11 protein-coding genes are annotated in these 13600 nt (G+C 60.7%); 8 read left to right on the forward strand and 3 right to left on the reverse strand.

Annotated elements, in window-relative coordinates:
- Positions 1 to 30 precede the first annotated feature (30 nt).
- The 3 genes from tssC to tssA form a co-directional block, all read right to left on the reverse strand.
- Positions 31 to 1512 (reverse strand): type VI secretion system contractile sheath large subunit, encoded by a 1482-nt coding sequence (gene tssC / locus ACD590_RS28390; RefSeq protein WP_047622915.1) that lies wholly within the window; start codon positions 1510 to 1512, stop codon positions 31 to 33.
- Between the two features lie 130 nt (positions 1513 to 1642).
- Complete coding sequence (tssB, locus tag ACD590_RS28395) at positions 1643 to 2167, reverse strand: type VI secretion system contractile sheath small subunit (protein WP_439003911.1); 525 nt, start codon at positions 2165 to 2167, stop codon at positions 1643 to 1645.
- A 57-nt stretch (positions 2168 to 2224) separates the two neighbouring features.
- Positions 2225 to 3289, reverse strand: coding sequence for a type VI secretion system protein TssA (tssA, locus tag ACD590_RS28400; protein WP_439003912.1), 1065 nt, complete (start codon positions 3287 to 3289; stop codon positions 2225 to 2227).
- 230 nt (positions 3290 to 3519) lie between these two features.
- Between tssA and tssH the strand changes: the two genes are divergently transcribed.
- From tssH to ACD590_RS28440, 8 genes are all read left to right on the forward strand, one after another.
- Positions 3520 to 6294, forward strand: coding sequence for a type VI secretion system ATPase TssH (gene tssH, locus ACD590_RS28405; RefSeq protein ID WP_439003913.1), 2775 nt, complete (start codon positions 3520 to 3522; stop codon positions 6292 to 6294).
- 41 nt (positions 6295 to 6335) lie between these two features.
- Positions 6336 to 6812, forward strand: a complete 477-nt coding sequence (locus ACD590_RS28410; RefSeq protein WP_003575677.1) for an Hcp family type VI secretion system effector — start codon at positions 6336 to 6338, stop codon at positions 6810 to 6812.
- Between the two features lie 141 nt (positions 6813 to 6953).
- Positions 6954 to 8036, forward strand: a complete 1083-nt coding sequence (locus ACD590_RS28415; protein ID WP_439003914.1) for a hypothetical protein — start codon at positions 6954 to 6956, stop codon at positions 8034 to 8036.
- A 3-nt stretch (positions 8037 to 8039) separates the two neighbouring features.
- Complete coding sequence (locus ACD590_RS28420; RefSeq protein WP_439003915.1) at positions 8040 to 8975, forward strand: hypothetical protein; 936 nt, start codon at positions 8040 to 8042, stop codon at positions 8973 to 8975.
- A 28-nt stretch (positions 8976 to 9003) separates the two neighbouring features.
- On the forward strand, positions 9004 to 11166 hold the full coding sequence (gene tssI, locus ACD590_RS28425) for a type VI secretion system tip protein TssI/VgrG (RefSeq protein WP_439003916.1): 2163 nt from the start codon (positions 9004 to 9006) through the stop codon (positions 11164 to 11166).
- Between the two features lie 4 nt (positions 11167 to 11170).
- Entirely contained in the window at positions 11171 to 11533 is a 363-nt protein-coding gene (locus tag ACD590_RS28430) for a hypothetical protein (RefSeq protein WP_210069543.1), read from the forward strand.
- Positions 11526 to 12911 carry an HNH/ENDO VII family nuclease gene (locus ACD590_RS28435; RefSeq protein WP_210069542.1) on the forward strand — a complete coding sequence of 462 codons (1386 nt, stop codon included), beginning with the start codon at positions 11526 to 11528 and terminating at the stop codon, positions 12909 to 12911. Before ACD590_RS28430 ends, ACD590_RS28435 begins: the two co-directional genes overlap by 8 nt.
- A gap of 48 nt (positions 12912 to 12959) precedes the next feature.
- A complete protein-coding gene (locus ACD590_RS28440; protein WP_439021022.1) occupies positions 12960 to 13532 on the forward strand; it encodes an SMI1/KNR4 family protein in 573 nt (190 codons plus the stop codon).
- Positions 13533 to 13600 lie beyond the last annotated feature (68 nt).

The following is a 13600-nucleotide window of genomic DNA, read 5'->3' on the forward strand; positions in this document are numbered from 1 at the left end:
GGCAACCCGCCGCGCTTGGACCTGCTTTCATCAGTTCTTCGAGGGAATCCGGGCGACCATGCGCAGCGAGGTGGTCAATTCCTCCATCTGCAGCCACGGGCGCATCCAGGCCACGGCGTTGTAGGCGCCCGGCCTGCCGGGGATTTCCTGTACGGTGACTTTTGCCTCGCGCAGCGGATATTTCGCCCGCGACTCTTCGCCGGCGTCGTCATTGGCGTTGACATAGTTGGAGATCCAGCGATTGAGCCAGGCCTCGCAATCTTCCGCTTCCATGAAGGAGCCGATCTTGTCGCGGCCCATGACCTTGAGATAATGGGCGAAGCGCGAGGTCGCCATCATATAGGGCAGACGGGCTGAAACGGCCGCATTGGCAGTGGCTTCGGGCCGGTCGTAGAGTTTCGGCTTATGTGCCGTCTGCGCTCCGAAGAACACGGCATAGTCGGTATTCTTGTAGTGGCAGAGCGGCAGGAAGCCGAGTTTGCCGAGTTCGGCGTCGCGGCGATCGGTGATACCGACTTCCGTCGGGCATTTCAGATCCAGATCGCCGTCGTCGCTCGAGAAGATGTGCATCGGCAGCCCTTCGACCTTGCCGCCGTTTTCCGCCCCGCGAATGGCGGTGCACCAGCCGTTCTTGGCGAAGGCCTCGGTCAGACGCGTGCCCATCACATAGGCTGCGTTCATCCAGCAGTAAGAGCCGTGCGACAGCTCGCCGGTCTTGGAACCGCCGGTTTCGTCGAAGTTGAACTCCTCGATCGGGCTGGTCTTCGGGCCGTAGGGCATGCGGGCAAGCACACGCGGCATGGCGAGCGTTACGAAGCGGGAATCATCGCTCTCGCGCAGGCTGCGCCACTTGGCGTATTCAACCGTCTCGAAGATCTTCTCGAGATCGCGGGGTTTTGCCAGCTCCCGGAAATCCTCGAAGCCGAACATGCGCGGGCTGGCGGCGGAGATGAACGGGGCAAAAGCGGCAGCGGCGATCATCGAGACGCCCTGCAGAAGCTGGACGTCGTCGAAGGAATTGTCGAATTCGTAATCGCCGATCAGCGCGCCCATCGGTTCGCCGCCCGGCGTGCCGAATTCGTCTTCATAGACCGACTTGAACAGCCGCGACTGGTCGAATTCGACGGCCTTTGCCAGATCCTTGGCGACATCGCGCTTGGATGCATTGAGCACGCGGATCTTCAGGTTGGCGCTGGTCTCGGTGTTCTTGACGAGATAGTTCAGGCCGCGCCAGGCTCCTTCGAGCTTGGTGAACTCAGGCGATTGCATGATCGCCGCGAGCTGGCTGGATATTGCCTTGTCGATTTCGGCAATGGCATTGTTCAAGGTGATCGTCAGGTTGCGATCATAGGTGACGGTGCCCTTCAGGGCTTGATCGGTGAGCGTGCGCAGAAGGTCCTGCGCACGGTCGGGCTCGGTCTGGCGGGTTGCCGCAACCACCTTCGAGAGCAGGTTCTCATCAGGTGCGAAGCCTACTTCTTCCTTTGTTTGCAATTGCGTTTCAGCGGTCATCTATCGATCCTTTTTGCGAAAGCGGCGGCCCTCGAAGCATGAGGGGTTCCCTTCAAAAGGGGCCGCTGCCGGACAACGACTCTTCAGGAATTGAGCGCGCGGGCCGCTATCGGTCCGCGATCCCGGGCACTCAGTTCAACACGTCCTTCGCGTCTTCGGCTTTGTCTCCGCCAAGCTGGGCCACCAGCTGCGAGAGATCGGCCTTGTTCTGCAGGATGTCCTCGAGCAGACGCTCGAGCTCCTCGGAGCGGTCCGCCTTGCTCATCAGGTCGCGCAACTGGTTGCGCGCGTTGAGCAGGGCCTTCAGCGCAGGCACCTGATCGACGACCGCTCCGGGTTCGAAATCGGCCATGCTTTCGAATTTCAGCGAAACGGGAAGCTCGGTTTCGTTTTTCTCGAGGGTGTTCTCGACCGACAGGGTGAGGCCCGGCGTCATGCGGCGCATGACGTCGTCGAAGTTGTCGCGGTCGACCTGCACGAACTTGCGCTCGCCGAAAGGCTTGAGCTGTTGCGTGGGATTTCCGGAGAAATCGCCGAGCACGCCGACGACGAAGGGCAGTTCCTTCACCACCATCGCGCCTTCGGTTTCTACTTCGTATTTGATGTGGACCCGCGGCTTGCGAACCCGTTCCAGTTTTTCATGCACACTTGCCATCGAGATTCTCCTTCGTCTCATCGGCGGATTATCAATTGAGGATGCTGCGGCGTGCCGTTAGCCTCCCTTGTCGGCTACGGGCTGGATGCCGGCTGCCGTCAGCACCGCGTTGCGCGTCTGCTGTTCGGGCAGGAGCTCGGCAAGAAGCTCGAAAAAATCCATGCGGCCGCGACGCACCAGCGTTTCGATCGACATGGAGATCGGTGAATGGGGCTCCGTGCGGCGGAAATAGCGCGCAACGGCGATCAGAAGTTCGAAGGCCTCTTCCCGCGAACGAATCGTCTCGGCGCTGACAGGCCGCAGGCCGATGGCTTCGGACTCGTTGGTTTCGCTTGCCTGCAGTGGCTCGGACCCTTGCGAGGCAAGGGCTTGTGGAGCGGCAAGCGGCGCTTCGATCCCGGCGAGCATCCGGATTGCAGATGCCGCCTCCTGCAACACATTGCGTGTATTCGAACTCGGTGGCGCCTGGTCGCCGCAGTGTTCGTCAAGTATTTCGACCATGCGATCGAATGCGGCGATGCACCCGGTCAGCACGTCGAGATAGGCTGACATCTGAGCGACACCGGCTTCTGCCGCCGCCTGCTGCAATTCCTTGCGCCGTTCGGTTTCATTCGGCCGCTGCGAAAGCTGGAAATCCCAAAGCGAAAACTGGGCGAACTTTCCGCCCGGGATCAACGATGTCAAACGAATAGCCTGGATGAGCGTGCCTTCGCCGCCGACGCCGTTGAGACCCGCGAAGGGCGCAAACCGTTCCTCGAAATCGCCATCTCCGATCGAATGCAAAGTGTCGAAATGCTTGTCTAAAAGCGACACGGTTGCGACGTAAACATCATGCAATCCTGAGAACCCCCGCAGCCGCAACTGCGCCTCTGCGAGCCATGCCAATACTTCGATATCCTTGCTTCTGGAAGAAAGGATCTGCAATCCAAGATTGCTAACATCGTGCCAGGCAGGTGCAATCGCAATAGTCTCACCTGGGATAATACTACGTTCGGCTGTACGAGCGGCGTTTCTCGCGTCCTTAATTCTATAGTATATTTCGCGAGATACAGTATTAACCCGCACGTTTTCTCCGCATGGATGCCCTTGTTCAAGTGGATCTATAATTTCGCGGACATTCACGCCGTTAAATTCCTCAAAAAGCAGAGATTACTGCGAATAACGGTCATTTTGGGCGGCTCATATTGGCTTGTCAACCATCGATGGATGATGACGGATTTATGACGACTGTCGATATGCTCATTTTTCAAAATAGAGTCGTTTTTCTTCTGGACAAGGGTTTATGAGCGCCCTAGTTGTTTCTTCGCGTTAGGAGAGCGTACTGAATTTCGACGTAAAGACAGGACTGGTGGATGTCCCATATCGATCTCAATCGTCTGATAAGAACGCTTGAGCCCAATTTACGTGTCGGTCTTGAGACAGCGGCGTCGCTTGCCGTGCGGCATCAGCACGCCGTCGTCGATATCGCCCACTGGCTTCGCTCCCTTCTTGATATCGCAGGATTTTCTGCCATTTTCGAAGAGCTCAAGCTCTCCTCCGAAATGCTGAGGACGGAGCTCGACGCGGCGATCGCCGACATTCCGCGGGAGGATGGCGCCTCGCTAGCCCTCTCCCCGAACCTGCTTGCCCTTGGGAGGGAATCCTTTCTGGTTGCATCGCTGCAGTGCGGGCGGAATGTCGTGCTTTTGGCCGATCTGCTTGCCGCGCTGATCAACGAGCCGGCATTGCGGGCGGTGACGCGCGGCATTGCCCCGTCGATGCGCAATCTCGACAGAGCGACGCTCGACAAGCTGCTGGAGACAGCGGCGCCAGGCCCGTCGGGCGATCTTTCCGTGCCCGTCGCCGCGTCTGCGAACGTCACTGGGAACAATGAATTCCTGCGGCTCTACACCCACGACATGACCGCGGACGCCCGCGCCGGCCGAACCGACCCGGTCATCGGCCGCGATCGCGAATTGCGGCAGTTGATCGATATCCTGATGCGCCGGCGGCAGAACAATCCGATCCTCGTCGGCGAGGCAGGTGTCGGCAAGACCGCGGTGGCGGAAGCTCTGGCGCTGGAGATCGCCGCCGGTAACGTGCCGGCCCGATTGAAGGACGTGAAGCTGCTGCTCTTGGACCTGAGCCTGCTGCAGGCGGGCGCCGGCGTCAAAGGCGAGTTCGAACGACGGCTGCATGGCGTGGTCGATGCGGTGAAGACGTCGCCGGAGCCGATCATTCTGTTCATTGACGAAGCGCATGGGCTGATCGGCGCCGGCGGACAGGCAGGGCAGGGCGATGCCGCCAATATCCTGAAGCCCGCTTTGGCGCGCGGGGAACTGCGGACGATCGCGGCGACGACCTGGAGCGAATACAAACGCTTCATCGAAAAGGATGCTGCACTCACCCGTCGCTTTCAGACGGTACATGTCCGCGAGCCGGACGAAGAAGCCGCCATCCGCATGCTGCGCGGCGTGGCGGAAGGCCTGAAAACCCACCACAAGGTGCGCATCCGCGACGAGGCGATCGTCGCCGCCGTCCGGCTTTCGGCGAGATATCTGCCGGACCGGCAGCTTCCCGACAAGGCAATCAGCCTGATCGATACGGCAGCTGCTGCGGTGGCGCTGGCGCGCCAGACGACGCCGGAGGCGCTGAAGTTGCTCGCCGACGAGCGCGATCTTCTGGAAACCGAGTCGGGCTGGCTCGCACGTGAACCGGAGACGCCGGAAAAGCGCGCCCGGCTTGGCGAAATCGCCGCGAAGCAGCAGCAGATCCTCCTGGAGATCGAGACGCTCCGGTCGAAGTTCGACGAAGAAAACCGGCTCGTCCGGGAAGCCGACCGGCTGGAGGAGTTCTTCTCGCCCGACGACGCCGTCGTTCCGCTGGCGCCAGCCGACAAGACCGGCGACGGCACGAATGTGGCGCCTTTCCCGTCGCAGGCGATGACGGCGGAAAGCGCACGCGCCGCACTTGCGGTCACCGAACGGAGCCTGGCGGCAGCGGCGGACCAAACGCCGCTCCTGCCGCGCGTCGTCGACAAGGAAATCGTTGCCGCCGTCGTTGCCCGCTGGACGGGAATTCCCGTCGGCAAGCTGCTGTCGGACCAGATCGAGAGCGTGAAGACGCTCGATGCCCGCCTGAAGGAGAGGGTGCTTGGCCAGGACGCGGCGATCGAGCGGATCGCGTCGGCCATGCGGGCCGCCCGCGCCGGGCTTTCCGATCCCCGCCGGCCGCCGGCCGTCTTCCTGCTGGTCGGCATGTCCGGCACCGGCAAGACCGAAACCGCGCTTTCGCTCGCCGACATGCTCTATGGCGGCAGCCGGTACCTCACGACCATCAACATGTCCGAATTCAAGGAGGAGCATAAGATTTCCATGCTCCTCGGCTCGCCCCCCGGTTATGTCGGCTACGGCGAAGGCGGCGTGCTCACCGAAGCGGTGAGGCGCAGGCCCTATGGGGTGCTGCTGCTCGACGAGATCGACAAGGCGCATCCGGGTGTTCAGGAAATCTTCTATCAGGTGTTCGACAAGGGAACGCTGCGCGACGGCGAAGGCCGGGACATCGATTTCAAGAACACCACCATCGTCATGACGGCGAATACCGGCTCGGAGATGATCGCAGCACTTGCCGCCGATCCCGACACAATGCCGGAGGCAGAGGCGCTCGAAGCGCTGCTGGCGCCGGAATTGCAGAAGCATTTCAAGCCGGCCTTCCTTGGCCGCACGACCGTGCTGCCCTTCCTGCCGCTTGGTAACGAGACCCTTTCGGGCATTGTCGATATCCAGATCGGCCGTATCCGCGACCGGGTCGGGGCCACCTACGGGACCACGCTTTCACTATCACCGGAAGCCCGTGACGCGCTGATTTCGCGTGCACGCACGAGCGAGGTGGGCGCCCGCGCGATCGAGGTCATGATTGCCCGCGACCTCTTGCCTGTGCTTTCGACCTTTTTCCTCGACGCCGTTGGGCAGGGGAAGAAAATTACCGGGGTCACCATCGGTTACGACGGCCAGCGCTTCGGCCTCGATGCCGAAGAGGCCGCCCCACAGAAATTCGACACGCCGGGGGAAAACCGGTTGTCGGATGAAGTAACCCCGAGCCGCAAGCGCACTCGGGGAGCAGCGAGAAGAAAGGCAACTACGCCTTAGACGCAACTAGGCACTCAACCGCCAATAGGAGAGCTGACAGCATGCCGATTTATCTTCAGATCGACGGTATCCAGGGGGATGCGACCCACGAGCAGCATCGCAAGTGGATGGACATCGAAGCCATCCACTGGAACGTCGCCCGCAACATGAACACCTCCGCCGGTTCGGCGGCAAACCGTGAAGCTTCCGAGCCGACCGTTTCGGAAGTGATCCTCACCAAGGTCAGCGACTCCTCGTCGACCAAGCTCTTCCAGGAGGCCTGCTCGGGCCGCACTGGCAAGCGTTCCGTCATCCATCTCGTCACCACGGGTAATCCCGGCGACACCTACATCGAGTATTCCCTCGAGAACACGCTGATTGCCAGCTACTCGATCGATTCCAACGGCGACCGCCCGGTCGAGACGATCAAGCTGAACTTCACCAAGATGGAAGTGAAGTACACGCCTTACGACGACAAGCATTCGCCGCAGTCGCCGATGATCGCCTCTTACGATCTCGCGACCACCAAGGCCGCTTAAGGTTTCCCGACATCGGCAGTGCCAGCCCTGGCTGGCACTGCACCTCATATTTTCGGTTGCCTTTCTCATCTCGGGAAAGGGCAATCAAAAGCTGTTTTCGCAGATGAGTTGAGAGACATCCTTGCGCTTTAGACAATGGAGATGATCGTGTCGGCTGCAACTGATCGTTTGAACGATATTCTTGTAGAATTGCCCAAGTACAAATCCCAATGGGAGACGAATGTCGCCAATCCCTATGTGCGGGCTTACGATCTCGCCATCGACAATTACCAGAAAACCACAAAGGCCCAGGAAGCCCGTGACCGGATGCTGGCCGAGCTGTTCGTATTTTCTGCTTCGGTCCTGACGGGCAGCATCATGATGGCCGCCTTCGCGACGACCTCGGTGCGTGTGCTGGCGGGGCGCACGGCGCTGCGCGTGATCTGCAACAACAATCTCAACCGCACCTTCGACCTGATGCATGCCGCCGCCACCAGCAAGCCGGTGATGTTTGCGCTCGGTGGCGTGCTCGACGAGGCCAAAAAGCTCGCCAACAAGCAGGTGACCAGCGCTGCGGGAAAGCTGACGAGCAGCGCGCCGATCGCCTCTGCGCCGACCGCCCTCAATTTCATGACGCGGATCGCCGATTTCATCGACACCAACCACATCTGCGTGCATGATTTCGTCAGGGGTGTGCAGCACGACAATTCGATCAGCGAGGCCAGCAAATCCAGGCTCGCCGATCTGGTCGGCAAGACGCCGTTCTGCAATCCGCCGGAGAGCCGGCGCGTCGACGAAAACAGGCTGTCCCAGAAGATGGAGCTCCTGTTCTACATGAGCGCGGTTCTGGATTCCGACAAGCTCGTGACCTATGTGCCGGCCACCGGCGGCACCGTCGGCGGCATGGGCCGGGATATCGAATATAGCAAGAACGCCATTCCGCAGCTGCCTTCGGCAACGGACTATCCGAAAGCCACTTCGCCCCGCTTTATCGGTCGGCCGCTCCAGCCGTTCGAACCCGGTCAGCGTGTCGAATACGACAATATCGGATCGGTCGTGCGGGATCGCATCAATACGCTCAGCCGCCTTACCGGCAATTCATCCTTCTATCCCGAGCAGAATTTTGCCGAAAAGCTGCTGATCGACCCCACGGGCAGCGCGCAATTGGCGAAGGCGGAGCAGATCATCAACCGTCTTTCCACCGAAGCGCGGCCCAAGCAGCTCACCGACGTCAGGATGATCTGAGGGGTGTCGACGCTGTTGACGGATCTCCTGAAGCCGCACGGATTGATGGGGCGCATGCGCTGGCCGCTGGTTGCGGCCGGTCTCGTCTGCGCCATGGCCGCAAGTGCTGCCGGCATGGTTGGCGCGTCTGATACCACCGATCAATCTTTACTTCAGATCGAGCAGGTGGCGTCGCGCCTTTCCGGCACGCCAGCCGCTGTCGACAATGTCGCGAAGGCTGGGGTCGATCGGGGCATTTCGGCGACTTCGGATGCGCAGCCGCTGCTTGAAACGGCGGCGCGGTCTGCCTTCAAGGCCGACAGCATGCTTGCCGAAATATCGAAAGCCGTCGATGAGGCAGGCGACGATGCCGTCGATCCGAAAGCCTTAGCCAAAGCGGCAGCGGCTTTGGAAGAGGGGCAGGCGAAGGTCGCTCGCATGTATGAAGCGCAGGACCAAACAGCGGCGAAGGACATCGAAACGCGTCTTGCCGACCCGGACAACGGTCGGCGTATCGGTCAGCTTGCCGATCTGATGGCCGGCCCGGATCTTGCCGTGGAAACCGCTTTCACCGCCCAGCTCATGTATCTGTCCCTGGAGACCCTCTCCAGCTCCGATGCCGGGACACTGGCGTCCGCTCCGCAGGACAAGCTGCAATCCGAGATGAAGAGCGTGATCTCGTCGCTGCGTTCGAAAAGCGAGAACGAGAAACCGCTTCCGAAGGACATGGCACGGGCGAATGAAAAGGCGCGGCTTACCTTCGTGCTCGCCACCCTGTCTCCGGAAGATCTGTCGGTGCTGACGGATTTCTATGAGAGCCCGGGTGGAAAGGCCAAGCGCGACGCGCTCATCGAAAGTTACAAGCAGGTCTCCGATCAGGCCAATACTGAAATGCTGGGGCAGTATTTCCAGGCACTGGCGGATTACCTCAAAACCCATCCTCGGCCGCAACAGCAGTAATTCGGCTCCCAAGACGGAACGTGATGTTATGGACGATTTGCAATCCCTCGCCGCTGACTTCATCCAGGCGAACCGTATTCTGAAGATCGTCTCGCCGCTCGGCGAGGACCAGCTTCTGCCGGAGCGGGTGACGATCGAGGAAGGCATTTCCTCGCTGTTTGAAATCAGACTTTCGGCGCGCGCCAAGAAGCCATCCGTCAAGCCGGAGGAACTGATCGGCCGGCTGATGGATGTTTCGGTCGAGGTGCAGCAAGGCGACGGCGAGGGCGGCGTGCGCCGGCCGTTCAACGGCCTGGTGACCGAACTCAACGAGGGGCCGCCCATCACCCGCGGTCTCAGATCCTATTCCATGGTGCTGCGGCCGCAAATGTGGCTGCTGTCGCGCCGTTCCGACTGCCGCATCTGGATGGACAAGACCTCGGTCGATATCGTCGAGACGCTGTTTTCCGAGCACGGCATTCCGGCGCCCGATACCTCGGGCGTGATCACGCCACCGCCGCCGCAGCATTATTCGGTGCAGTGGAACGAAACGGACCTTGCCTATCTCACCCGCCGCTTCGAGGAGGACGGCCTGTTCTACTGGTTCTCCCATGAGGATGGCAAACACAAGCTGCATGTCGCCGACGGCGCAAGATCTTGGCTCGGCCCGTCGCCCTCGGCGCAGGGCGAAGGGCGGGTCCGCCTGGCGCAGGGCTCGGCCGACCGCAACCACATCACCGAGTGGAGCCGGCGCTATTCCTATGTGCCGGGCCAGCGCGCCGGCGCCGACTGGAATTTCGAAACGCCGCGCATGGTGCCCGGCACCATGACGCCGTCGCTGGTGCAGATGCCCGAGGCTACGAAGCGCGAGCTCTACGAATATCCGGCGCGCATTTCGTCGGTCGCCGAGGCGGAGCGGGCGGAAAAACTCAGGATGCAGGCCTCCGAAGCCGATCACGACCGGGTCTTCGGCGGCTCCACATCCCGCATCCTGGAGGCAGGACGCCGCTTCACCCCCTATGAAGTCGCCCATCCAGATCACGCCTATGAGGAACATGTGGTCGTCAAGGCGGTGCATACCGTCGTCGACCGTTCCTACGAAACCAACAGCAACGAGCCGGAATACACGAACACATTCGAGGCGGTGCCGTCGCGGGTACCGATGACGCCGCATCGCGAGACCAAGCGGCCGCGGATCGAGGGTACGCAAGTAGCGATCGTCGCCGGCCCTTCCGGCGAGGAGATCCATCCCGATCAGTACGGCCGCATCAAGCTGTGGTTCCCTTGGGACCGTAAGGCCAAGAAGGACGGCTCCGACACCTGCTGGGTGCGCGTGGCGCAGAGCTGGGCAGGTTCGACCTGGGGCGGACAGATCATCCCGCGCATCGGCATGGAGGTGATGGTTGCCTTCATCGACGGCGACCCCGACCGGCCGCTGGTCACCGGGGTAGTGCCTAATCCCGCCAATGCGGTGCCTTATACGCTGCCGGCGAATAAGACCAAGAGTACATTCCGAACTCAAACCCATAAGGGCACCGGCTTCAACGAGATGAGCTTCGAGGACGAGAACGGCCGGGAAGAAATCTACATGCATGCGCAGCGGGATCACCGCATTCATGTCGAAAATTCTCGTTCGAAGCGCGTCGATAACAACCAGTCGGAGTCGGTCGGCCATAACAAGACGATCGAGGTCGGTAACAACCACCACGAAGTGATCGGCGGCAATATGACGCTGATGGTCGGCCCAAACATCCTTCAGAAGGGAGTGACGGCCGCCATGGGTATTCTGCGCAGCAAGGTCGGCGACTTGCTCACCGATAAGCTTGGTGCGTTCACAGACAAGCTCGGCTTCCTGTCCGACACGGCCATGGGCGAGGGCAATCTCGTGATCGGGGTGGCCAAGAACAAGGCCGAGACGGTGATGGTATCTTCCACAGAAATCGTCGGCGCGGCGAAGTCGATGACGATCGGCGGCGGATTGCAAACGACGGTCGGGGGCATCCGCAACGATTCGACCGCCATCGGCCACTATCAGGAAGTGGGTATGGCCAAGTCCACGGTCGTGGGCAAGACCTACGAGATCGTGGTCGGCAAGACCAGTGTCAGGATGGAGGCGGACGGGACGGTTCACCTCAAGGGCGAAAATGTGACGATCGAGGCGGGACAGGAACTGGTCCTAAAGGCTTCGAAGGTCGATATCCGCAGGAACTGACGCGATGACCCTAGTGCCGTCGGGAGAGTGGATACCCATTGCTGAAGAGCGCCGAAGCGTTCGCGACGAGGTTCGCGAGCGCTTTCAGGCTCGCGTGGGTATCAAGCCTTTCAGTTCGATGGGTCAGTTGTCGCTCAGCCCCGAACAGCAATTGCCGCTGGTGCAGGGGTTACTCACCAAGGCCAATCCACAGGGATCGGCAGATATTACTGCATGTCTGGGAGCGCTGTCGCAGGCGCTCGGAGAGATCGGTCTCGGCGCCGGCGGCGTCATGGCTCCGATGGGGCACGCATCCTTGAACTTCCACAAGATGCTTCCTCAGGAACTCCTGAAGTGGCATTTCCTCGGAGAAGATGCCGATGGGTAGCGCGGCGGCTCAATATCCCGACTCGCAGCTTCCCGGGACACATCCGCATCCGGACACCGATCTGCAGAAATACACCTACGACCGACTGCTCGAATACTGGAGCATGGTCTATACGCTTGGCCTGCTGGGCGGCGTCCTGGGTACTGCGGAGGAGCAGAAGGCGGCACGAGAGGCGGTGCTTGCCGCCCTGGAGGGCGCGGTCAAGGAGGCCATGGGCCTCGTCGAAGCCGCCGGAGTTGCGATCGACGACTACACGCCGCCCGGTTTAGGCGCCGCCCATCTCGGTATGCAGCGCGGCGGCCTATGGGCAGCGCAGAAGGTCGGCACATTCTTCGGCTATGATCCGGGCTTTAAGGACGATATCGAAAATCTCGACCGCAGCATACGCGACAGCGTCGCCGTCGACGTGAACCAGACCTCGCAGGTCATGAAGGGCGGCAAGGCGACGGTCGAATGGCTCGGCAAAAGTACCGGGCTTTACGACTACAAGGCGGACACGACCGCCGAGGACAAGGTCATCGCGGCCACGCAAGGTACAGTCAGCGCGCGCCAGGCACAGGTCACCGCAGCGCTTTCCAAGGTGTGGAATGCGTTGAAAGAGAGCGCTCTGGCGCGCTATAAGCAGTTCCTTTCCGACTGGGAGAAGGGCGGCCCGAGTTACGCCTTCGGGACCCTTGGCATCGACGGCGCCTTCCTCGCGCTTGAATTGGCGATTTCGGCGGCGGCCGGCGCTCTGACGGCCGGCGCGGGCGCTATCGCCCTCAAGGTGGCGGTGTCGATCGGCGAGAAGGTCGGCAAAGCAGCGCGCAAGATCGTCATCATGCTGAAGCGGGCCGGGGGAAATGTCGGCAAGACTGCCCGCATTGAGCTTCCCGAAGCGAAGGTCGTGGAGCATGCCAAGTCCCATAAGGGTTTTGGCGACGACCAGGCGGGGCTGCCGAAGTCGACCCATGAAAATGTCAAGGATCCCGGCGGGCCAAAGCCGGGCCTCTGGAAGAAGAAGGAGGTCGGTGGGCGCACGGTCTACCAGAGAGACGATTTGATCGATCCAAACCTAGTCGATGAAAAGGGACGCACCAATTATCAGCGTATGAAGGCTGGACTCGCGCCCTATGGTTCGGATGGAAAACTGATCGAACTGCACCACATGGTTCAGCAGGAGACTCTGCGCGAGACAGGCAAGAAGGGTCCCTTAGCGGAGGTGCAAAGCACCTTCCATAGTGACAACTACAACACCATTCACATCTACCCGAAAGGCGACGCCGATTATATAAGTTGGCGGAAGCTGCATCCGCAGGACGAGATAGACTACAACAATTACCGGTCGAGATATTGGCGCGCCAGGGCTAGGGATTTCGGCAATGGACCACCTCCATAGGGGGCAGCGCCAGGCTCTTTGGGTAGGCCGTGGACAAAGGAGTAGATGATGAGCACCGCGATGTTTGATGATGCAATCCGCAGCCTGCGAGACAACGGGATCGACATTCTCGGGACCAGGAGCGCGACGGAAGAAGATTTGAAGCAGATCGAGACCCGGCTCGGCGTGTCGCTGCCGGTGTCGTATAAGAAGATGCTGTCCGAATATGGTGCGCTCGAATTCGACACGATTGAGATTTACGGTTGGCTCTCCCAAGGTATAGACGCGAAATTCATCACCAATGTCGTGTATGCCACGGAACGAGAGCGCGCCGATGGTCGGATCAGCGAGACGATGATCCCGTTTCTGACGGCGGGTTATGGTCCCTTCTTTGTGATGGATTGCGCCGAGATGAACGTAGACGGCGAGGCGCCGGTCTACGAGGTGTCTGCTGGCGGATACGCGATCGGCAAGGACAAAATTGCGGACAGCTTTGGCGAGTTCCTGCGCAACGAAGTGCGGCGCACTCTGGAAGCGCGCGCCCAAGGTGGTCCGGAATTCGATGAAGACGAGGAGGATTCGCCACCGTCACGTGAATTCATCAGCGAATACTGGAAGGATCGGGCAAAGGACTTCGAGTAAGTCCGACGCCTGACCGATAGCCCAGCTGGGGCCGGGAGGGGTATCGGCGGCCGAGTTTCTATGGCTAG

Origin of the sequence: Rhizobium sp. 862_C5_N1_2 (assembly GCF_051811205.1) — a bacterium.
In the GTDB taxonomy this organism is placed as follows: domain Bacteria; phylum Pseudomonadota; class Alphaproteobacteria; order Rhizobiales; family Rhizobiaceae; genus Rhizobium; species Rhizobium leguminosarum.